We start from the raw sequence: 20150 nt of genomic DNA, 5'->3' as shown, positions 1-20150 counted from the left end.
GCCGCATTTTCAGGCGGCGCCGAAGCGGACGGCAGCCCTGGCCTTCGCCTTGGCGGCTTCCTCCCCGCGGTCCTTTGCCGGAGCCTGGGTCACCAGGGAGTCGAGGAGGTGTTGCGTGGCATGTGCAATCTCGTGGACAGCCCGGTTGAAGGCCTCTTCATTGGCCTTCGAGGGCTTGGTGCTGCCGCTGATCTTGCGCACGTATTGCAGCGCGGCAGCTTCCACCTCGGCGGTGGTGGCGTGGGGTTCAAAGTTGTGGAGGGTGCGGATGTTTCGGCACATACCTCCATGCTAGGTGCCATTGCGCCCGGGATCGAGGGCATGGGGAGGGCTGCCCATCGACACTTTTTCGGCGGGCAGGATAGTTTGGGGGCATTGGATCTTCCGGAACAGCCGGGGGCCTTGGGGGACGCCGACCTGGCTCCGACCCGTTTTATGACTTGAGGAGATTTTCGAATGGCTATTTGGGGTGCAGACATTGCTCAGCTCAAGACTCTTGGGACGAAGCTGCAGCAGGGATCGTCGGAGATCGATAAGCAGAAGGCGGCGCTGACCAAGGCGCTCGAAAGCACCGACTGGAAGGGCCCGGACGCCGACAAATTCCGCAGCGAATGGAACGGCACGCACGCGGCCCAGCTGGCGAAGGTCTCCCAGGCGCTGCAGGAGGCCGGCAAGCAGGCCAGCCGCAACGCCACCGAGCAGGAGAGCGCTTCCCGCTAGGCGGACGCGCTGAGACATCAGGCCGGCCCGGACGCACAGCGTCCGGGCCGGCCTTGTCATTGCCTACGGCACGGGCTCGACGTCGTTCGCGTGGTCGAGGGCGGCCGGCAACGCGGCCCCACCGGCGCCCGGCGGTGTCCTGAGCTCGTCCAGCCGGACCAGCACGACGCCGCCGACAATCAGCAGCCCGCCCATGAGCTGGATGGGGCCAGGCAGTTCACCGAGCAACAGCCAGGCCCAGATGACGGCGAACAGCACTTCGGTGAGCGAGACAAAGGAGGCGACCTTGGAGCCGAGTGCGCGAGCCGCCACAATGCCGGAGACGTAGGCGAGCACGGTGGCCAGCACGACGAGGCCGCCCAGGGCCACCCACCAGGGGGTGACCCAGGGGCCGAGGCGGGTGTCGGCTGTGCTGAACGCCATGGGAAGCAGGCCGGTTGCCGCGGCAAGCCACATGGTGACGGCGCCGACCATGAGTCCGCCGGAGGCCAGGACGATCGGCGGGAGGGTGTCGTTTTCCTTGGCCGTGATGAAGAAGTAGATTGCGAGGCAGACGGCTGCCGCGATGCCCCAGAGGACACCCACGACGTCGATCCTCACGGCTCCGGTGAGGTCCAGCACCAGGACCAGGCCGCCCAGGGAGAGCAGGGTTCCGGCGATCGTCAGCGGGCGCGGGCGTTTGCGGCTGGCGGCCCAAAGCCACAGCACGATGATGACGGGCGCCAGGTATTCCAGCAGCAGGGCAACCCCGACCGAGAGCCTTGCCACCGCGTTGAAATAGAACAGTTGGCAGGCCGCGACCCCGATGAGGCCGAAAAGCAGCACCGTGAGCCAGTTGTCCTTGAGCTGGTGCCAGCGTCCGCGCAGCGCGGGGGCCGCGAAAACCGCCAGGATCAGCGCGGCTCCGGTGAGGCGTGCGGTGACGGCCGCGCCTGGGCTCCAGCCGGTCTCCAGCAGGGCTTTGGCAAAGGAGCCGGAGAGTCCGAACACGGCCGAGGAAAACAACGCAACTCCCAGGCCCGAGGCCATGAACCCGGAGGCCGTGCGGGGTGCGCCGGCACCGCCCTTTCCGGGGGCTCGCATTCCGGAATCGTTCGTGGCCGGTGCAACGGCTGAGCGGCGTGCGGCAGACACGGGCTGCCTCCTGTCAGGAGTAAAGTAGGGTTATGCTCATGACAGTACGCCACGCCGACGTAAGGAGTCAAGATGCTTTTTGCCCCTGACACAGAGGTGGCCCTGCGGTCGGTGGTCAACCTGATCAACACCGCGGCCAACGGCGAGGAACAACTCGCCACTGTCCAGGACCTGGATCACTTTTTGAAGACGGAGGGGTTCAGCGGCTCGCGGGCCAGGGACGCGGCCGAACTGGCCAGCGTGCGCCGCCTCCGCAGCGAACTCGCCACCCTCTGGCTCGCAGACGAATCCGCCGCGGTGGACACCGTGAACAGGCTGCTGCGGGAGGCGCGGGCACTCCCCCAGCTCGTCAAGCACGACCACTGGGACTGGCATCTGCACGCCGCCACCCCGGAGGCGCCGCTGGCGGACCGGATGAGCACAGAGGCCGCGATGGCGTTGGTTGATGTCATCCGCAGCAAGGAAATGGACCGGATGCTGGTGTGCGCCGCCGAGGACTGCGACGCCGTGGTGCTGGACCTTAGCCGGAACCGCTCCAAGCGCTACTGCGACACAGGCAACTGCGCGAACCGGGCGCACGTGGCGGCCTATCGCGCACGAAAAGCGGCCTCCTGAGCGCGTCACAATGAACATTGCCGGGACCGGCCGGGCCAAAGCCGCCGCCACGGTCTGATTTCCCCAGAGAATGGATTAATTCGCCCAGCCAGCAACTCGACGCCCGGCGCAGCAGCATCAGCCGCACCCGCGGCAGCAGCGGCAGGCTCGCTCACCGCGCCGGGAACCAAGCTCAAAGCCGGCGAAACCGCCGTCACCCACAGCAACACAGGCAAGGACAAGGCGGACCCCCAGTACACGGAAGCCGTCTTCACCGCGAAGTTCGCGGGGCAGACGCCCTATTTCGTCTCGGTCAGCCACCGGATGGACAGCCTCAGCAAGGCATCCCTCGGCATCAGCGAGCCCAAGGTAACCGCCCAGCTCAAGGACGGCTCCGAAGCGCAGCCACTCATCGTCTTCGGTGCCTTCGACCAATGCGAGAGCACGCGCTTCAACACCACCGGCACCGGCGATGCCCTGACCCTGGTGGTAGGCAGCACTATGGTGTCCTGCAAGGTGCTTCTGGCGCCAGCGGGCAATGAAATCAAGACCGTCGAGTACACCGATTCCAGGTACACGTACGCCAAGTACGGCGACAATCCCTACCTGAAGAGTCCGATTTCCTGGACCAAGTAGGAGCATCCGCCGTGGCGCCGGAATCGGGCGCCGGGCGGGAAGGACGGCGTTCGCGGACTTAGCGCACGTCGTCGCCCGGAGCTTCGGCTTCCGGCCGGGGCTGCTCCGGCTGACCGCCGTGGCCGGACTTGCTGGAGCTCAGGTTCACGCCGGATCCCTTGCCCAGGTATTCGGCGTTGGGCTTGTGGCCCATGGACAGCATGGCGAGCACCACCAGAATCACAATGAAGGCGATGCCTGCGGCTGTGAAGGCCAGGTCAAAGCGGGGCGTCTTCGCGCTCCCACCGGAGGCAAAAATGAGGGTGGCAATGAAGGCCAGCACAGCCCAGAACGCGGAGAACATGAGCGGTCCCTTGACCGAGGTGCGCAGCGTGCGCGGTTCTCCAGATTTCTGCTGTGCCAAGGTATTTCCTCCTGCAGCCAACGCCGCCAGGCGTGGCAGTTGTGATGCCGCAATCGTTCTACGCAAGGTAGAACCTGTCCCTACTAGTTTACGGCCTTTACCGAATCGGCCCGTGCATCGTGCCGTAGGGTCAGTCCGGCCAGCACCCACAACACTCCGCTGATGATCGCACCGCCGCCGGCGACGCCCAGCAGCGCGTGCGGACCGAGGTCAATGAAGAACGGCAGCAAAGCGGCCGTGCCCAGTCCGACAACTCCGGAGGCGACCCAGTCGCGGGCAAGAAGGGACCGTCCACGGTTGGTGATGCCAAGGTAGAGTTCCGCGGCGCCGGCGAGGCCCAGGCCCACCGCTGCGAGTACACCAAAGACCAGGCTGCCGGAGATGAGCCCGACGGCGGCGCCGGTTCCGGTCAGCACGGCGCCGGCGGCGGAGAGGATCTTGCTGGACGCGGACCCGGGCCGGAGTCCGGCCTTGTTCACGCCCCAGAGCAGCACCACCCCCGTGGCCAGCAGGTACAGGCCGCCGGCCCAGCCCATGCCCGTAGGGGACGGCGAAGCCCAGAATACGGTCACGGCGCCAAATCCCAGCGCGACGGCCGCCCGGACCAGCACGGGCTTCCAGAGATCCGCCGCAGCGGGCAGGGCGGTGGAGGCGTCTGGGGCTGCGGGGAGAGTCACCAGATTAGTTTAGTGCGAAGCCGCGGCCGAGCGCGCCAGGCCCCCTGCGGAACCGGCAACACCGGCGGGGCGGCCCCGGGCAGGGCTCCGGATCAGGGCGAGCCGAGTACCATCCACCGGTCCGTCCGCGCGCGGAGGCCAAGGGTCACGGCCCGGGCCGCCATATAGCCCAGCGAGAACGCCGCCCACAGCCAGAGCAGCCCCGTACCGCCGCCGGCCCCGGATTGCCGGACCGCCAGAAGCAGCGGGAGATACACAGCGAGATTCACGACGCCGGCAATCGCCAGGTACTTCGCATCCCCCGCACCGATCAGAACGCCGTCGAGGACGAAAACAAGGCCGGCGATCGGCTGTCCGGCGGCGAGTACCCACAGCGCCAGCGTGAGCGCTGCCTGGACCTCGGCGTCGGGCGTGAAGAGCAGTCCCGCCCACGGCGCCGCGACGGCCAGCAGGAGCCCGGCCAGCACGCCAAAGCCGAGACCCCAGCGGACCATGGTTCCGGTGAGCTCCCTCGCCGCCGCCGGGCGGGAGGCGCCGAGTTCCTTGCCGATCAGCGCCTGCGCGGCAATAGCCAGGGCGTCCAGGGCGAACGCGAGGAGCGTGAAGACCGTCATCGCGAGCTGGTGGGCTGCCAGGTTGGCCGGCCCCTGGGCCGTGGCCACCACAACCGTGGCAAGGATCGCGATGCGCAGGCTGAGCGTCCGCAACATCAGCCAGGAGCCCACCCTGGTCAGGGCCCGGATGCCATGCCAATCGGGGAGCAGGGAAACACCGTGGTTGCGGGCGTTCCGCTGGACCATCACCACGTAGACCAGTGCCATGGCCCATTGGGCGATGCTGGTGCCGATCGCCGAGCCGGTGACGGAGAGCTGCAGCCCGTACACCAGGAAGAGGTTGAGCGCGATGTTCAGGGTGAAGCCGGCGGCCGCGACAAACAGCGGGGTGCGGGTGTCCTGCAGGCCCCGCAGCACGCCGGTGCCGGCGAAGATGACCAGCATCGCGACGAGTCCGGGCATCGACCAGCGCAGGTAGTCCACGGCAAAGATCCGCACCGCACCGCGGGCGCCCATCAGGTCCAGGAGAGGCTCGGCGGCCAGGAAGCCGGCGACGGCCAGGGCGGCTCCAAGCAGGAGCGCCAGCCAGACGCCATCCCGGCCGGCAGCGAGGGCCCTGGGCAGCTGCCCGTTGCCGAGCGCCCGCGCCACGGCCGGAGTGGTGGAGTAGGCGAGGAACACCATGAGGCCCACCACTGTGTGCAGCACCGCGGATGCGAGTCCGACTCCGGCGAGCTGGGCTACGCCGAGGTGGCCGACGATTGCCGCGTCCGCGAGGAGGAACAGCGGTTCGGCGATCAGCGCACCAAAGGCCGGGACCGCGAGGCGCAGGATCTCCCGCCGGCGCCCCGCCGGGGACGGTCGTGTTGCGGGAGTCGGGGCGGAGGCTGGCACGGAACCACCCTAGCGGCACTGCGGCGTCGCGCAGCTTCGCATTACTTGACTTTTCAACTAAGTCCCGGAAGAGTATAAGTTGAATCTTCAACCAAATCCCAGGCGGTCTGCATCCGCCGCGGCCCTACGTCAGGACGGCATCCCCATGAACCAGCCCACACTCACCACATCGGCCCGGACGATCCTGCGCATCGTCACAGGATTCCTCTTCGCCGCGCACGGCTGGCAGAAATTCAACGAATTCACGATTGCAGGCACCCAGGCCGCCTTTACACAGATGGGTGTTCCGGCCGCCAACCTCGTTGCCCCGGTCGTCGCCACGCTGGAACTTGTCGGCGGCGCCGCACTGATCCTGGGCGTGCTCACCCGCGTGTTCGCCGCCCTGCTCACGGTGGACATGCTGGGCGCCCTGTTCCTGGTCCATGCCCCGGCGGGAATCTTCGCAGCAACGGGCGGCTACGAACTGGTGCTGATCCTGGCGGCCGCGGCGCTGGCCGTTGCCCTGGTCGGCGCCGGCAAGGTCTCCGTGGACAAGGCGCTCTTCGGCCGCTCCGGCTCCAAGCTCAGCGTCCTGGCCTGAGCCGCAGGCTCGCGACACAGCGTGAGAGGGGGAGGTCACATATCGGGTGACCTCCCCCTCCATTTAATTAACCGGGTGCCAGTCAGCGGATATCCGAGGGGTGCTTGGCCAAGGGCGTCACCTGGATATCCATGTAGGGGAATAGCGGCAGTCCGGAGAGCATGTCGTGCACCTCGTCATTGCTCTCCGCGTCAAAAACTGAATAGTTGGAGTACTCCCCCACGACTCTCCAAATGTGGCGCCACTTTCCTTGCCGCTGAAGATCTTGGGAGTACGCCTTCTCCACGGCTTTGATCTGGGTCGCCTTTTCTTGCGGCATATCCACGGGAAGGTTGACGTCCATACGGACCAGGAACAGCATCGGATTCTCTCTTTTCGTTTTCGCCTGGTAATTGATGAGCGTGGAACTAGCCCAGGAAGCCCCAGAGCAGGATGGCGGAAATGTAGATGATGCCAACCCAGAACATCATGATCACGGTGTAGCCCATGATGTCTTTGAGCTTGAGCTTTGAAAGCGCCAGGGCCGGGAGGATCCAGAACGGCTGGACCAGGTCATTCCAGGCATTGCCGAGCATTACTGACATGGAAGTCTGAGCTGTCGAGGCTCCGATTGCGCTGGCTGCATCGATCATGAAGGGGCCTTGGATCACCCAGTGCCCACCGCCGGAGGGTGCAAAGAAGTTGATCAGGAATGAGCTGATCAGGCCCCAGAAGGGCAGCGTCTCCGGCGTCGAGATGTTGGTGAAGATTCCCGAGATCGTTACAACGAGTCCGGATGCGCCCATGATCGCCATGATGCCTGCGTAAAAGGGGAACTGGAGGATGATGCCGGAGATGGTCCTGACGCCCTCGTTCAGCTGGCGCAAGTAGGCATTGGGGGTACCCAGGAGCAGGATGCCCAGGAAGAGGATGAAGAAGTTGATCAGGTTAAGGTCCACTCCGCCGCCACGAATGAAATGAACGACGACGTAGGCCATACCCAGCGCGCCGATTGCCACGGCGAGAACCCGGCTGTTGTTCAGCTTGGCCGCGAATGTGTTGGCATCGGGGTCGATTGTTTCGCTCCTGACGGGTGCGACTGCGTGAACGGAGCGATCTATTTCGGTAACCGGCTGCCCCGGTTTGGGGTGCAGCATGCCATTGAGTAGCGGCAGGGTAACCAGAACAACCGCGGCCGTGATCAACATCGGTGCGGCAAAGATGGTCTCGGCGAGGGTAATGAGGCCCATCTGCTTCTCCATGGGATGACCGGGCGTGGAGATGACCATGGGAATCGTCGCCGACAATCCCAGCCCATACATAGTGAATCCGCTGTAGGCCGCGGCAATGATCAGGGGGTAGTGCACATTTTTGACGTGCAGGGCCAGCTTTTTGGCGATGATTCCGCCGATCACCAGGCCGAACCCCCAGTTCAGGTAAGATCCAACCGCTCCGACCAAGGTCGCCACGATGACGGCGGTCCGCGGGATCTCGACGTGGCTGACGATCGCGTCCATGAGCCGGTCCACCACGGGAGCGTTGGCCAGTACGTAGCCCATCGCCAGGATGACTGCCATCTGCGTCGTGAACGCGAGCAGCGACCAGAAGCCCTTGCCCCAGGCAGCGGTCACATCCGTGAAGCTCTGCTGCTCAACCACCATTGCCAGAATTACAGTGAGGAACGTGAGGACAATCGCAAAAACGAAGGGGTCCGGCAGGTAACGGCGCATGAGCTCGGTAAAGAAACCGGCTACTTTCTGCATGCCGCCGTTGCGTTTGACCGCAGTACGTTCGGCCTCGGTGACTGCATTATTCATAGTTGTCTTCCTCGTTGAAGTGCCTGTTACGGATGGAGAGAGGCTGCCATCGGCACCCTGGGACGCTCGCATCTCGGCGCTGGACCACTGCGCGTCCGTCAGGCGTCGGCCGGGCAGAACGGTGCGGCTGTGCGGCTCGCCACCCCCAAAGATGACAGGGACCCGCGATTGGAGTCCAATAAAGAACTCATAGAGTTTCAATAAGGAAACCGGTATAGGTGGGGACATGCATCTGAAGTACCTGCAAGCTTTCGCGGTCCTCGCAGAGGAACTCCATTTTGGTCGCGCCTCAGAACGCCTGCGGGTCGCCCAGCCGCAACTGTCGGTGTGGATCCGGCGGCTGGAAGAGGATTTGGGCGTGAGCCTCTTTGATCGGAGCTCCCGGTCCGTGCGGCTGACCGAGTCCGGGTACGCGGTTCGTGAACCGATCCTGCAGACTCTGGCGGGTGCACGCCTCATCAGGCGCGCCGCGGCTCTTGGATCTTCACGGATCGTCGGTCAAGTGAATATCGGATACGCCGGCGCCAGCAGCAGGGAAGTCCTTCCACCGCTTGCCCGGGCCGTCCGCTTGGCGGAGCCCGGCATTGAACTGAAGCTGACGTCGCTGGTATACGGCGGATCAGCTCCGACCCAAGTGGCCGCAGGAGTCCTGGATATAGCCTTTTCGAGGCTGCCGGTCCGCAATGAACACGTGAACGTCCGGGTATTCGCCTACGAGCGTTTGCTCGCGGTCCTGCCCTCGGATCATCCGCTGGCCTCGCAGGGGGAACTTGACGTCCGCGACCTCGCCGACGAACCGTTTGTCACCTTTCCCGCCACCCAGGGATCCACAGTGCGGGACGCCTCGTTCCGGCTCGCGCTGGAGTCAGGCTTTGTCCCGCAAGTGGTGCAGGAAGCCCCCGATTCGTATGCCATCCTCAGCATGGTCGCCGCCGGGGCGGGGGTGACCCTGACGTTGTCGTCAGTAAGCCACATCGACCGGCCGGGGCTTGTATATCGCGAACTGTCCGGCACCCCCACGTACCTGGCGACGGTCATCGTGTCAGCCAGGCACAATCTGAGCCGGGCCGCCGGGGCGGTCATCGGCATAATGGAGGATATCTTTCCCACTCCTGAGCCTCCGGCGGGGCGGGTTCTCCAATAGGCGTGCCGCGTGGCGTCCCGGGCGGTATTTGTGTCGGGGGCCTGCGGCGCTTCCGCCGCCCGTTAGTAAACTCTCTTCATGAGTGAGACTGCCGCCAATGCCGTGACCCTGCGCTTCCTTGCGGCGCCCACCGACGTTGGCCACAGCGGTTCGGTCGACGCCGGCACCGTGCTCGAGTGGGTGGACAAGGCGGCGTACGCCGCCGCGGTCGGCTGGGCCAAGTCCTATTGCGTGACGGCATACGTTGGCAACATCCACTTCGCGGACCCGGTCAACAGCGGCGACATGGTCGAGGTCACGGCCACGATTGTCTACACAGGCCGGTCCTCCATGCACATCCGCACGGTCGTGTCCTCGGGCGATCCGAAGGGCGGCGCGGCCACGATGCGCAGCCAGTGCATCGTGATTTTCGTGGCAGTGGGCGACGACGGCAAGCCCATCCCCGTGCCGCAGTTTGAGCCGACGACACCGGAAGAAATCGAACAACGCGACCATGCGCTGGCGAGGATCAAGGTCCGCGAGGACATCGTCCAGGCAATGAGCGCACAGGAATATACCGACGCCGGAACCGCCGAGAAGGTCGTCCTGCGCTTTATGGCCGCCCCCACGGACGTGAATTGGGGCGGCAAGGTGCACGGGGGCATCGTCATGAAATGGATCGACGAGGCGGCCTACGTCTGCGCCTCACGCTACTGCGGGATGGACACGGTAGCCGTTTTCTCCGGCGGAGTGCGGTTTTACCGTCCGCTGCTCATCGGCCATGTGGTGGAGGTGGAGGCCCGGCTGGTCTACACCGGAACCAAGGGCATGCACATCGCGGTCCATGTCCGGTCCGGAGATCCCAAGGGACGCAAGCTGGAGCTGACGACCTACTGCCTGACCGTGATGGTGGCCCGCGACGAGCACGGCACGTCCGTCCCGGTCCCGCAGTGGGTTCCGGTGTCTGAGGAGGACAAGCGGCTGCACGCCCATGCCCGCGAACTGCTGGAGATCCGGGGCCGGGCACCCGGGAACCGGCTGCCCAACCACCTGCTCCCTGCCGAGGGCCGGTAGCCGCTAGAAGCCGCCGCCCCCGGCGTCGGCCGCCATGTTGGCGAACCGGGAGTAGTGGCCCTGGAAGGCGACCACAATGTCCTTGGTCGGGCCGTTACGGTGCTTGGCGATAAGAATATCCGCCTCGCCGGCACGCGGCGATTCCTTGTCGTAGACGTCTTCGCGGTGCAGCAGGATGACCATGTCAGCATCCTGCTCAATGGAACCGGATTCACGCAGGTCCGAGACCATCGGCCGCTTGTCCTGGCGCTGCTCGGAACCACGGTTCAGCTGCGAGAGGGCAATGACCGGAACCTGCAGTTCCTTGGCCAGCAGCTTCAGCGCACGGGAGAACTCGGAGACTTCCTGCTGGCGGGACTCCACTTTCTTGCCGGAGCTCATCAGCTGGAGGTAGTCGAGGATAACAAGCTTGAGATCGTGCTGCTGCTTCAGGCGGCGGCACTTGGCCCTGATTTCCATCAGCGACATGTTGGGGCTGTCGTCGATGAACAGCGGGGCATCATTCATCCGGCCCATGGTGGTGGCGATCTTGGACCACTGCTCGTCCTTGATGGTGCCCTTGCGCAGGTCCTGAAGGCCGATCGTGGCCTCCGCGGACAGCAAACGCATGGCGATCTCGTTCCGGCCCATTTCCAGGGAGAACATCACGGTAGCGAGGTTGTTCTTGATGGCCGCGGAACGGGCGAAGTCCAACGCGAAAGTGGACTTACCGACGGCGGGGCGGGCCGCGATGACGATCATCTGGCCGGGGTGCAGTCCGTGGGTGAGCTCATCAAGCTCGTAGAAGCCGGTGGGAACGCCGGTCATTCCCTCCTCGCGGTGGCCGGACGCTTCGATCTCGTCCACGGTGGACTCCATCACGTCCTTGAGGACCACATAGTCCTCTGCCGTACGGCGCTCCGCCACGGCGTAGATCTCGGCCTGGGCCTGGTTCACCAGGTCCTCGACCTCGCCGTCCTGGCCGTAGCCGAGCTGGACAATCTTGGTTCCGGCATTGACCAGGCGCCGCAAGACCGCGCGCTCACCCACGATTTCGGCGTAGTAGCCGGCGTTGGCAGCGGTGGGCACCGTCTGGATGAGTTCGTGGAGGTAGGCAGGGCCGCCGATCCGGTTGATCTCACCCCGCTTTGTCAGTTCATCCGAAACAGTGACGGCATCGGCAGGCTCGCCACGGCCGTAGAGGTCGATGATGGCTTCGTAGATCGTCTCGTGCGCAGGACGGTAGAAGTCCACGCCCCGGAGGATTTCGACGACGTCGGCGATGGCGTCCTTGGACAGCATCATGCCGCCCAATACTGACTGCTCGGCGGGAATGTCCTGCGGCGGCTTGCGGCTGCCTTCGGCTCCCCGGGTCCCCTCGACTGAGTCCAGATGCGTAACTGACAAAACTGCCGTCCTCCATTGTGTGCCGCGGCGGACGTCCGTTCGCCGGCGACGCGTATGCCATTGGTCCTCGGTGCTCGGTGGCGCCGACCCCGGCGTATGCGCGACGGGTTAAGTCCTATCAGCCGGCTCCGACACTTTGGCCGCCTCCCGGCGCCGCCGGTTTTCCACAGCCCGGGCCCGGCACCGCGGCGCCGGAGATCGAAAGGAAGGCAGCATCGGATTTCGGTATCCAAGGCTCGATATCCAGCAACGTTATCCCCCGTCCGGGCAGGCACCAACCCGGACGTCCCCAACCCCTGTGGATAAGCTGTGCACTACTGCCTCCTGCTTGTGCACAGCCTGTGGGAACAGCTGTGGATAGAAAATTTGTTGGGCCGGCAATCAGCGTCTGACCTGCGGAAACACTGACTTCGCCATGTGGACACAAAAGAATTTCGGCCGATGTTCATCCACAGAACGCGGACCGCGGCTGGGGATAGCGGCTGGCATATGAGGCCACACACCCACGGAAATATGCACATTTAGTGATGGTCCTCACGGAAAGCCCGGGACTGGCGCCTCCGGCGACGCAGGGTATGCCAATTCCCGAATGTGCTGTGGATAACTGCGATCTGGCATAAGCTCATTACATGGGCGATGTATTGCTGGTCATACTGCCTGCCCTCATCCTGGCAGCAGTCCTCTGGGCGTTTGCCACGGCCCTTAGGCCACGCGATTTCGGCATGTCCGACGCGGAGCGCTACCAGCACGAACTGGCGGTCCGTTCGCAGGCCCACTATGCGGCCCAGGTTCAGGCCGCCACCGCCGCCCGTGCCCGGGTAGACGCGGTCACCCGTCCCAGCCAGAACGAACAGCAGCAGTCACAGCAGGCAGATCACGCCCGCATGGCGTTGCGCGCCCAGGCGGGCTCGGCACCTGCCGTCGGGCAGCCCGGCTACCAGGGGCCCGTCCTGCCCGGCGGCCAACTGAACCCCCAGTTTGCCCTGCAGCTGCAATCCCTGGCCCGGAACGGCAAGAAGCTCCAGGCCATCAAGCTGCTGCGCCAGGCAACCCATTCAGATCTCTTGACCGCCAAGAATTACGTAGATCGGCTGTAGTTTCATGGAATCCCTGCTCATCCCCCTGCTGATTCTGGCGCTCGTTGGCACCGGCGTTCTGCTGGGCGCACGCGCCTTGGCCCGCCGCGGCGGCCGGTCCCGGCCGGAGGCTGCACCCCAGCCCGGCCGCGACCCGATTGAACTGGCACGCGCCTCGGCGGCCAAACTCAGCCAGGAGCAGCACCGCCGCCTCTACGCGCTGATTGCCCAGGGCCAGGCCATGGGCGCCATCAAGTTGTACCTCGAGTCCACCGGAGAGGGCCTGAGGGCCTCCCGGGACGCCGTGGGGGCGCTTGCCGCCCACCCGCAGCCCTTCCGGCCCGAGACGCCCGAACAGGCGCCCAGCGAGGACGACGACAACGCGCCGCAGCGCTTCGCCTACCGCTACCGCGCCATCGCCAGCAAGGGCGATGTCACCCGCGAAGTCAGCAGCAACATGCTCAACGATGAGATCTATGGCCGGATCCGCACCCTGGCCAGAAGCGGCGACACCGAAGCCGCGGCGGAGGCCCTCACCCGCCACTCGGACATCTCCATCAAACAGGCCCGCGAGTTCATCGCCCTCCTGGAGGACTGACCGCCGCACCCCTCAGTTCATATCTCTAGAAGTCGAACAGCTCGCCAAGCCAGCCTTCCTTCTTCTTCGGGCGGCGGCGGTCGTCATAGCGCGGCTGTTCATAGCGGGGCCGGTCCCTGCGGTCGTCATTGCGGCGCTCATCTGACCGGCTGTCATCGCGGCGCGGGTCAAAATCATAGAGCGGTGGCGGAATGTGGCCGGGCGTCGCCGGCGGCAGCGGTGCCGCCGCGGGTGCTGATGCGCCAGTTCCCATGGACTCCGCGGCGCGGTCAAGGATCTTGTCCAGTTCCCCCCGGTCCAGCCACACGCCGCGGCACTTGGGGCAATAATCTATCTCGACGCCGCTACGTTCGCTCATGATCAGGTCAATTGAATCCACAGGACACTTCATGTCCCGCACAACGCCCCGGGGCCGTGAATCGTTCGCTGGAGCCCCCGCGGGGTCAGTGCCGGCCGGAGATGCCGGCGAGCAACTGCTCGAACGGAAGCGATTCCAGGACGGGCTGCTTCTGCCCCGGCTGCGCGCCCTGCAGCAGGCCGATGAACTCGCCGGCCGCCCGGTCGATCCGCGTGGAGAGGGGCGAGCCGCCGTCGTCGTTGTTGCCCCAGTCCTGGGGGCCGGCGAAGACAGCAGTGCTGGCGATACGGGTGCGGAGGTAGGCGAACAGGGGCCGCATGGCGAAATCCAGGACCATCTGGTGCCGGTCCGTTCCGGCCGTGGCGCCGAGCAGGACGGCCTTGCCCTCGAGCGACTTGGGGTCGAGGACGTCGATGAAGGACTTGAAGAGACCGCTGTAGGAGGCGCTGAAGACCGGGCTGACGGCAACGATCCCGTCCGAGGCCTCGACCCGGGCGATCACCTCGGCGAGCTTTGGAGCCGCATAGCCGGTCACAAAATTGTTCGCGATGTCCACGGCGAGGTCCCGCAGTTCCACCACCGCGATATCCACGGCGTAGCCTGCTGCGGCGAGCTGGCGCTCGGCGGAGGCGGCCAGCTGGTCCGCGAGCAGCCGGCTGGATGACGGGACGCCGAGTCCGGCGGAGAGAACGGTGATGCGGCGGGATTCCACGGGGATGCTCCTCAAGTTGTTGCACGGCCACAAACGCTGGTACATGCGTTTGCATCTACCTGTAGAAGCCGGGTCCCGGAGCTTTTATTCCCGTCCTTCGTTGCCCTGTCACTCCCGGTCCTCCAGCCCGCGCAATGGCGACCACAACTGGCAGCGCAACGGGGGCGCAACGCGCGGTCCGGCCGACGACCCGTTCAACCGTTCTGAGCAGGACGAAGCCCTCAATGCAGCTCACCGAGCTCCCTCCGACCCAGATGTCCTCCCCCACAGCATCGATGTGGACCCGTCCGGCGCGGCCCAGCACCGTACCCTGCGCCGCCAGGTAGGACTCGGGGGCACGGCCACTGCCGATCAGCCACTGGGCCGCGCCGGCATTAAAGCTGCCGGTGACGGGGTCTTCCGCCGCGGCGTCGCCCGGGATAAAGGTGCGCACCTCGAAGCCGACCTCGGATCCGGCCGGATGGGGACCGACCACACCGACCTTGAGTCCCGCCATGGCCGCGTAATCAGGCCTGACAGCCAGCACCAGCTCCGCTGACTCGAGCAGCACACCGATCCAGTCCGGGCCGTTGACCAGCCAGGACGCCTCCCGCGGCATCCCCAGGCCGGCGGCGACGCGGGTGAGGTCCCCCTCGGCCACCGGCCCCGAGCGGGTCAGCGGCGGCGCCGCGAAAGCCAGCCTTCTCTGCACTTTGCAAGTGCGGATGGTTGACAGGCGGTGCTCCCACTCCCCTACGCGGAACGGCGGTCCGTCGGTAGAGGATGGCCCGGCGCGCCGGGTACGGCCGCCGGACCCCGGGGCTCAGAGTGTCAGCCATGGCCGGTTACGACGCCAGTTTGTAGACGGTGCTGTTACCGACGGTTTCAGCCGCGTAGTTGGCTGCCACCCAGGTGGCGACCTCGGAGTTGCCCCCGGGCCCCCCGCCCATACTGCCGGCGATGAAGTATCCGATCTCGCCACGGTCCACCATCTGCTGGAACTGCGCGAGGGTTGGGTACGGGTCACCGCCAGAGAAGCCGCCCAGAGCGATCACGGAAGTGTCGGTGGCGAGTTCCAAGTCCGCTGCGGAGGTGGCACCGGAGACAATCGCGGACCACTTGGTGCCGGAGGACTTCAACAGTGCGATCAGTTCCGCCGACGCCGTGTCGACGCCGGGTCCGCCGGGGGCTCTGCGCCCGGCTCTGGTGTCCGCGGCCGCGCCGCCGGCATTGCCGTCGTCGCCCGGGACCATGCCCGGCCCGCCCTTGCCGTCGCCCATCGCGGACGCGCTAGGTCCGGAGGTGGGGATCGCACCGGAATGCGGCTGGGCCGCCGTCGCCAGTGTCCAGGCCGTGGTCCCGAGGCCGCCGGCCAGCAGCGAGGTGACCAGGACCCCGGCCGTGGCGGCCTTGCGGAGCTTGGCCGGGAGCGCCGCCATGCGGTCCATGCTGAGCAGGAGCGCTGCCGCAGCCAGGACGCCAAGGACCACGATGATCACCCGAAGCCCCGGCATCCAGTCCGGGTCGCGGACCAGCAGAATAGCGGACCATGTGGAGGTGGTCAGCACCGTCACGGCCAAAACGATCCGCGCGGGCCAGAAGGACCGTCCCCGCCACAGTTCCACCGAACCGATGCCCACAAGGGCCGCGACCGCGGGGGCCAGCGCCACGGCGTAGTACGGGTGGACGATGCCGCCCATGAAGCTGAAGATGCCTGCCGTGCCGATCAGCCAGCCGCCCCAGAGCAGAAGTGCGGCGCGGGTGGCGGATGTCCGTGCCTCGCGGTGGGTGAACCAGAGCCCGGCGACCAGCAGGATCAGGGCTGCCGGGAGCAACCAGGACACTTCCCCGCCGAAGCTGGTTCCGAACATGCGGGTGATGCCGGCCGTGCCGCCAAAGCCCGCGTTTCCACCGCCGCCGGGGCCTCCGCCGGGCATGGCGCCGAAGTCCGGCATGGCTCCGCCGCCCGGCATGGCGCCGAAGTCCGGCATGGCTCCGCCGGAGCCGGTGATCCGTCCCAGGCCGTTGTACCCGAAGGTAAGTTCCAGGAAGCTGTTGGTTTTGGAGCCGGCCATGTACGGCCGGGCTGAGGCGGGGGTCAGCTGGAACAGTGCAATGTAGCTTCCGGCTACCACCGCAATTCCTGCTGCGGCGCCCAACAGGTGCAGGAGCCGGCGGACCAAGGTGGTGGGCGCCGCCCAGAGGTAGGCCAGGCCCAGTGCGGGAATGATCAGGAAGCCCTGCAGCATCTTGGTCAGGAAGGCCAGTCCGATCACGGCGCCGGCTGCGGCGAGCCATTTCCAGCCGGCTTTCTCGATGGCGCGGGTGGTGAGGTAGGCGGCCAGCACCAGGCACAGGATGAGCATGGCGTCCGGGTTGTTGAACCGGAACATCAGGGCAGCCACCGGTGTCAGTGCCAGGGCGCCGCCGGCCAGCAGTCCCGCAGCCGGTCCTGATACGCGTTTCACCGTCAGGTAGAGAAGCCCGACGGCGGCCACGCCCATGAGCGCCTGGGGGATGAGCATGCTCAGGGCCGAGAAGCCGAAGATCCGTCCGGCGAGGGCCGGGATCCAGAGGGCGGCCGGCGGTTTGTCCACCGTGATGGCGTTGCCGGCGTCGAGCGAGCCGAACAGCAACGCCGTCCAGTCCTTGGTGCCCGCCTGGACCGCGGCGGCGTAGAAGGAGTTTCCGTAGCCGGTGGCTTCCAGGTTCCAGAGGTACAGCACGGCGGCGAGGACCAGCAGCAGGGCTGCGGAGGGCCGAACCCACCGTGGTTGCGGTCCGAACAGCAGCCGGTGGCGGCTCCCGTGCGCTGTGGGCGGCAGAAGCCCTGCCGTCGTCGTCGGGGGTGTCTGCTCAGGGGCCGGAGCGGCCGGGGTCCCGGCGGTGTGAGCGGTGGTGGCGGTCATTTACTTGGCCGTTTCTGTGCGGGGAGGGACGTGTCGGCGGCTGGCGCCGGGGGAATGCCGGTGGACCGGCGGCGGAACACCACAAGCCGGAAGAGCAGGAACTTGACGACGGTGGCGAGGAGGTTGGCGGCGGTGACCGTGACCAGTTCCAGCCAGCGGTCCGGGGTTCCGCCGGACGTGCCGTGAACCAGGGCCAGTGCGCCCGAGGTCAAGGCGAGCCCGATGCCGAAGACCAGCAGCCCTTCGAAGTGGTGGCGTCCCGCCTCGCTACTGCCCTGGATGCCGAACGTGAAGCGCCGGTTCGCGGCGGTGTTGGCCACGGCGGTGCTCAGCAGCGCGAGGAAGTTGGCCAGTTGCGGGTCCATGAAGCCCCGGCAGAGCAGAAAAATGAGCAAGTAGGCCAGGGTGGAGGCCACCCCGATGCTGCCGAAGCGGACCAGCTGTCCGAAGAGGCTGCCGCCCGGGCTTTGTTCCTGGGCTCTGGCGGCGGCAGGCAATGGGCCCCGGGCTAAGGCCGCCCGGAGCTCGGGAACGGGTATCCGGCCCGAGACCAGGTCCCGGCTCAGTCGGGCCATGCCGCGCAGATCCTCCAGCGCTGTCTGGACGATGTCCACGCTGGAATCAGGGTCGTCGGTCCAGTCCACCGGGACCTCGTGGACGCGCAGGCCGCACCTCTCAGCAAGGACCAGCAGCTCGGTGTCGAAGAACCAGGCGTTGTCCAGGGTATGCGGGAGCAGCTGACGGGCGACGTCGGCGCGGATGGCCTTGAAACCGCACTGGGCGTCGCTGAAGTGGACGCCCATCCAGGAGTGCAGCAGGAAGTTATAGCTGCGGGAGATGAATTCCCGTTTCGGCCCCCGGACCACGCGCGAGTTGCGCGTCAGGCGGGTCCCGATGGCCAGATCGGAATGTCCCGAGATGAGCGGTGCCAGGAGCGGCCCCAACGCGGCCAGGTCCGTGGACAGGTCCACGTCCATATAGGCCAGAACCGGCGACGGCGAGGCCAGCCACACCTTGCGCAACGCGTTTCCCCGGCCCTTCTCCGCCAAGTGGACCACGGTCACTTCGGGGAGCTCGCGGGCGACGCGTTCAGCCAGCTGGAGCGTTCCGTCGGTACTGGCGTTGTCCGCCACTGTGATGCGAAACGAATGCGGAAAAGAACCGAGGAGGTAGGCGTGCAGCCTACGCAGGCACGCCTCCAGGTCCCGTTCCTCATTGAAGACCGGGATCGTGACATCCAGCAGCGCAGCCGTGACACGCGGGTCAACGGCGGGGCGGCCGCCGCCCGGGCGGACCGTCGCCCCTTCGGCAGGGGGCTGGGCTTCGGAAGCCTGCTCTGTGAACGTCATGCGTCAACCGTCCGGGAGGCCGATATGAGGTCCTTAGGGACAAGCTGTGCGCGGCCTGTGAAAGTCCGCGCGGGCGGCGCCGCGGGCAGCCGAATGGCGAACTCCGTCCGGCCGGGCCGGGAGGAGACTTCAACGGTGCCGCCGTGGGCCTCCAGGATCGACTGCACAATGGACAAGCCCAGGCCGCTGGTGCCCTCGGCGGACCCGGTGCCGGCCATGCAACCCGTGCCGCCTGCCGTCCCGTCCGGCTGGTGGACCGCCGCGCTGTTCGCTACTGGGGTGCGTGCGGTGTCGGCCCGTGCGAAGCGGGCGAAGCGGGCGAAGACCCGGCTGAGGAATTCGGGAGGAATCCCGCCCCCGTTATCCGTGACGGTCACCATGGCGCTGCCGTCAGCCGAACGCATAACGCCGGTGACGACCCTCGTTCCGGGGGCGGTGTGCTTGCGGGCATTGGACAGAAGGTTGGCAATGACCTGGTGAAGCTGGGCCGCATCACCGCGCACCACCACGGGCTCATCCGGGAGTTCGCTCTCCTGCCGTGCCTCGAGGGCGTTGGAGACGTTGTCCAGCATCTGGTTCAGCGCGTATCCCACGCTGCCCACCTCGGTTCCCGGATGAGCGGCCGACGCCGGGACGCGCACCCCGAGCGTGACCTCGCCGGCGTCCAGCGGGAGTCGGGAAACCTTGGTGGCAACTTCGGAAAGTTGTTCCAGCGGCTTCAAGGTCCGCCGGATGGCAGCCGTGCCGGCGAGTCCGATCAGCACCAGTCCTGCTGCGGAGACCAGCACCAACGTCCACACCAGCGAGGCCAAGATATTTTGCTTTTCCGCCAGGGGAAGCCCGGTGACAATGACGTCACCAAAGGGCGTTCGCACGGAAGTGAGCCGGTAGGCACCAGCCGAAAGGGTGCGGCCCACGGGCGCCGCGTCCGGAGTGAGAGCCAGGAGGACGGCGTCGTCCTCGGTGGAAAGGCCTCTGCGGGTGGCATCGCCGGCGAGAAAGCCGGCGCTGACCACTGCGCCGTTGAGCATCCGGGCGTTGAGCGTGCCGACACTCTGGCCCCGTGCTTCCAGCGGATCGGGGCCGACCATGGTGCCGGGGACCGGCTGGCCGAAAATGCTCGAGCGATGGGACGCGCCGCCCAGTTGCTGATCGAGCTGCCGGGTGAGGACACCGTCCATGGAGACATAGCTAAACACGCCCACAGCACCGCAAATGGTCACCAGCAACACCATGGCAACAATCACCAGGCGCGTCCGCAGGTGCCAGCTGGACGGGGTACGCCAGGAATGCCCGGGCTGGAGAGTCGCCCCGGAAAGTGCAGCCAAGGATCAGTTCCCCGGCAGCCAGGCGTTGTCGGCGGGAACGGGAGTTGCGTAGATGTGCGAAGGGTCCATGGGACCAGACTCCGGCCTGCCGTTGAGCCGCGGCTGTGCGGACCCTGTGCCGCTGCTGTGAAACTCCCCAAGGCAACAAGAAGCAGGTATCTGCGCGCAATTGGCTGGGGCCGTTGGGAGCGGGCGGACAATCACACGGGCCCGGCCGCCGGCCCACACAGCATCGGCACAGGATCGGCACAGGATCGTTCGACATTCTGG

Annotated in this window: 22 protein-coding genes; 8 read left to right on the top strand and 14 right to left on the bottom strand. The window is 66.3% G+C overall.

Going from position 1 to position 20150, the window contains the following annotated elements; genetic code table 11:
- Positions 1–9 precede the first annotated feature (9 nt).
- Complete coding sequence (locus tag GXK59_RS17815) at positions 10–282, bottom strand: DUF2277 domain-containing protein (RefSeq protein ID WP_160668693.1); 273 nt, start codon at positions 280–282, stop codon at positions 10–12.
- 174 nt (positions 283–456) lie between these two features.
- On the opposite strand from GXK59_RS17815, the gene GXK59_RS17810 reads away from it, so the two are divergent.
- Complete coding sequence (locus GXK59_RS17810; protein ID WP_024367935.1) at positions 457–720, top strand: hypothetical protein; 264 nt, start codon at positions 457–459, stop codon at positions 718–720.
- Between the two features lie 63 nt (positions 721–783).
- Here the strand turns inward: GXK59_RS17810 and GXK59_RS17805 are convergent, their stop codons facing one another.
- Positions 784–1803 (bottom strand): EamA family transporter, encoded by a 1020-nt coding sequence (locus GXK59_RS17805; protein ID WP_160668692.1) that lies wholly within the window; start codon positions 1801–1803, stop codon positions 784–786.
- Positions 1804–1926: 123 nt separating this feature from the next.
- On the opposite strand from GXK59_RS17805, the gene GXK59_RS17800 reads away from it, so the two are divergent.
- Complete coding sequence (locus GXK59_RS17800) at positions 1927–2469, top strand: CGNR zinc finger domain-containing protein (protein WP_160668691.1); 543 nt, start codon at positions 1927–1929, stop codon at positions 2467–2469.
- 303 nt (positions 2470–2772) lie between these two features.
- Positions 2773–3084, top strand: coding sequence for a hypothetical protein (locus GXK59_RS17795; protein ID WP_160668690.1), 312 nt, complete (start codon positions 2773–2775; stop codon positions 3082–3084).
- A 58-nt stretch (positions 3085–3142) separates the two neighbouring features.
- Here GXK59_RS17795 and GXK59_RS17790 read toward each other — a convergent pair whose 3' ends face one another.
- The 3 genes from GXK59_RS17790 to GXK59_RS17780 form a co-directional block, all read right to left on the bottom strand.
- Positions 3143–3487 carry a hypothetical protein gene (locus tag GXK59_RS17790; protein WP_160668689.1) on the bottom strand — a complete coding sequence of 115 codons (345 nt, stop codon included), beginning with the start codon at positions 3485–3487 and terminating at the stop codon, positions 3143–3145.
- Positions 3488–3570: 83 nt separating this feature from the next.
- On the bottom strand, positions 3571–4164 hold the full coding sequence (locus GXK59_RS17785) for a hypothetical protein (protein WP_160668688.1): 594 nt from the start codon (positions 4162–4164) through the stop codon (positions 3571–3573).
- Between the two features lie 92 nt (positions 4165–4256).
- Positions 4257–5612 carry an MATE family efflux transporter gene (locus tag GXK59_RS17780; protein WP_160668687.1) on the bottom strand — a complete coding sequence of 452 codons (1356 nt, stop codon included), beginning with the start codon at positions 5610–5612 and terminating at the stop codon, positions 4257–4259.
- 145 nt (positions 5613–5757) lie between these two features.
- On the opposite strand from GXK59_RS17780, the gene GXK59_RS17775 reads away from it, so the two are divergent.
- The gene (locus GXK59_RS17775) at positions 5758–6192 is read left to right on the top strand and encodes a DoxX family protein (protein WP_160668686.1); all 435 of its coding nucleotides are present in this window, start codon (positions 5758–5760) and stop codon (positions 6190–6192) included.
- Positions 6193–6274: 82 nt separating this feature from the next.
- Here the strand turns inward: GXK59_RS17775 and catC are convergent, their stop codons facing one another.
- Complete coding sequence (gene catC / locus GXK59_RS17770; RefSeq protein WP_160668685.1) at positions 6275–6553, bottom strand: muconolactone Delta-isomerase; 279 nt, start codon at positions 6551–6553, stop codon at positions 6275–6277.
- A 46-nt stretch (positions 6554–6599) separates the two neighbouring features.
- Positions 6600–7988: a short-chain fatty acid transporter gene (locus GXK59_RS17765; RefSeq protein ID WP_202129157.1), complete on the bottom strand. Its 1389-nt coding sequence runs from the start codon at positions 7986–7988 to the stop codon at positions 6600–6602.
- Between the two features lie 226 nt (positions 7989–8214).
- Between GXK59_RS17765 and GXK59_RS17760 the strand changes: the two genes are divergently transcribed.
- Positions 8215–9132: a LysR family transcriptional regulator gene (locus GXK59_RS17760; protein WP_160668684.1), complete on the top strand. Its 918-nt coding sequence runs from the start codon at positions 8215–8217 to the stop codon at positions 9130–9132.
- Between the two features lie 78 nt (positions 9133–9210).
- The gene (locus tag GXK59_RS17755) at positions 9211–10185 is read left to right on the top strand and encodes an acyl-CoA thioesterase (protein WP_160668683.1); all 975 of its coding nucleotides are present in this window, start codon (positions 9211–9213) and stop codon (positions 10183–10185) included.
- A 3-nt stretch (positions 10186–10188) separates the two neighbouring features.
- Here the strand turns inward: GXK59_RS17755 and dnaB are convergent, their stop codons facing one another.
- On the bottom strand, positions 10189–11571 hold the full coding sequence (gene dnaB, locus GXK59_RS17750) for a replicative DNA helicase (protein WP_024367946.1): 1383 nt from the start codon (positions 11569–11571) through the stop codon (positions 10189–10191).
- A gap of 629 nt (positions 11572–12200) precedes the next feature.
- Here dnaB and GXK59_RS17745 point away from each other — a divergent pair.
- Together GXK59_RS17745 and GXK59_RS17740 are read left to right on the top strand one after the other, a co-directional pair.
- A complete protein-coding gene (locus GXK59_RS17745; RefSeq protein WP_160668682.1) occupies positions 12201–12668 on the top strand; it encodes a hypothetical protein in 468 nt (155 codons plus the stop codon).
- 4 nt (positions 12669–12672) lie between these two features.
- The gene (locus GXK59_RS17740; RefSeq protein ID WP_160668681.1) at positions 12673–13245 is read left to right on the top strand and encodes a hypothetical protein; all 573 of its coding nucleotides are present in this window, start codon (positions 12673–12675) and stop codon (positions 13243–13245) included.
- A 25-nt stretch (positions 13246–13270) separates the two neighbouring features.
- Here the strand turns inward: GXK59_RS17740 and GXK59_RS17735 are convergent, their stop codons facing one another.
- The 6 genes from GXK59_RS17735 to GXK59_RS17710 all read right to left on the bottom strand — a co-directional run bounded on the left by GXK59_RS17735 (position 13271) and on the right by GXK59_RS17710 (position 19880).
- Positions 13271–13636, bottom strand: a complete 366-nt coding sequence (locus GXK59_RS17735; RefSeq protein ID WP_160669249.1) for a TFIIB-type zinc ribbon-containing protein — start codon at positions 13634–13636, stop codon at positions 13271–13273.
- Positions 13637–13688: 52 nt separating this feature from the next.
- A complete protein-coding gene (locus GXK59_RS17730; protein WP_160668680.1) occupies positions 13689–14315 on the bottom strand; it encodes an FMN reductase in 627 nt (208 codons plus the stop codon).
- 55 nt (positions 14316–14370) lie between these two features.
- Entirely contained in the window at positions 14371–15006 is a 636-nt protein-coding gene (locus tag GXK59_RS17725; RefSeq protein ID WP_443094299.1) for a PhzF family phenazine biosynthesis protein, read from the bottom strand.
- Positions 15007–15139: 133 nt separating this feature from the next.
- Positions 15140–17203, bottom strand: coding sequence for a glycosyltransferase family 39 protein (locus GXK59_RS17720; RefSeq protein ID WP_160668679.1), 2064 nt, complete (start codon positions 17201–17203; stop codon positions 15140–15142).
- Positions 17200–18552 carry a bifunctional glycosyltransferase family 2/GtrA family protein gene (locus tag GXK59_RS17715; protein ID WP_160668678.1) on the bottom strand — a complete coding sequence of 451 codons (1353 nt, stop codon included), beginning with the start codon at positions 18550–18552 and terminating at the stop codon, positions 17200–17202. Before GXK59_RS17715 ends, GXK59_RS17720 begins: the two co-directional genes overlap by 4 nt.
- The gene (locus GXK59_RS17710) at positions 18549–19880 is read right to left on the bottom strand and encodes an ATP-binding protein (RefSeq protein ID WP_160668677.1); all 1332 of its coding nucleotides are present in this window, start codon (positions 19878–19880) and stop codon (positions 18549–18551) included. The genes GXK59_RS17715 and GXK59_RS17710 overlap by 4 nt, the downstream gene beginning before the upstream one ends.
- Positions 19881–20150: the final 270 nt, after the last annotated feature.

It is taken from the genome of Pseudarthrobacter sp. ATCC 49987 (genome assembly GCF_009928425.1).
Classification (GTDB): domain Bacteria; phylum Actinomycetota; class Actinomycetes; order Actinomycetales; family Micrococcaceae; genus Arthrobacter.
Note: the sequence above shows the minus strand (reverse complement) of the source record. Positions and strands in the feature narration are given on the sequence as shown.

Bases quoted from the DNA above. Each gene is read 5' to 3' on its own strand.
- GXK59_RS17765 (WP_202129157.1), bottom strand. From the start codon at position 7,988: ATGAATAATGCAGTCACCGAGGCCGAACGTACTGCGGTCAAACGCAAC.
- GXK59_RS17745 (WP_160668682.1), top strand. From the start codon at position 12,201: ATGGGCGATGTATTGCTGGTCATACTGCCTGCCCTCATCCTGGCAGCA.
- GXK59_RS17775 (WP_160668686.1), top strand. From the start codon at position 5,758: ATGAACCAGCCCACACTCACCACATCGGCCCGGACGATCCTGCGCATC.
- GXK59_RS17755 (WP_160668683.1), top strand. From the start codon at position 9,211: ATGAGTGAGACTGCCGCCAATGCCGTGACCCTGCGCTTCCTTGCGGCG.
- GXK59_RS17815 (WP_160668693.1), bottom strand. From the start codon at position 282: ATGTGCCGAAACATCCGCACCCTCCACAACTTTGAACCCCACGCCACC.
- GXK59_RS17740 (WP_160668681.1), top strand. From the start codon at position 12,673: ATGGAATCCCTGCTCATCCCCCTGCTGATTCTGGCGCTCGTTGGCACC.
- GXK59_RS17715 (WP_160668678.1), bottom strand. From the start codon at position 18,552: ATGACGTTCACAGAGCAGGCTTCCGAAGCCCAGCCCCCTGCCGAAGGG.
- catC (WP_160668685.1), bottom strand. From the start codon at position 6,553: ATGCTGTTCCTGGTCCGTATGGACGTCAACCTTCCCGTGGATATGCCG.
- GXK59_RS17720 (WP_160668679.1), bottom strand. From the start codon at position 17,203: ATGACCGCCACCACCGCTCACACCGCCGGGACCCCGGCCGCTCCGGCC.
- GXK59_RS17805 (WP_160668692.1), bottom strand. From the start codon at position 1,803: ATGCGAGCCCCCGGAAAGGGCGGTGCCGGCGCACCCCGCACGGCCTCC.
- GXK59_RS17810 (WP_024367935.1), top strand. From the start codon at position 457: ATGGCTATTTGGGGTGCAGACATTGCTCAGCTCAAGACTCTTGGGACG.
- GXK59_RS17800 (WP_160668691.1), top strand. From the start codon at position 1,927: ATGCTTTTTGCCCCTGACACAGAGGTGGCCCTGCGGTCGGTGGTCAAC.
- GXK59_RS17735 (WP_160669249.1), bottom strand. From the start codon at position 13,636: ATGAAGTGTCCTGTGGATTCAATTGACCTGATCATGAGCGAACGTAGC.
- GXK59_RS17795 (WP_160668690.1), top strand. From the start codon at position 2,773: ATGGACAGCCTCAGCAAGGCATCCCTCGGCATCAGCGAGCCCAAGGTA.
- GXK59_RS17760 (WP_160668684.1), top strand. From the start codon at position 8,215: ATGCATCTGAAGTACCTGCAAGCTTTCGCGGTCCTCGCAGAGGAACTC.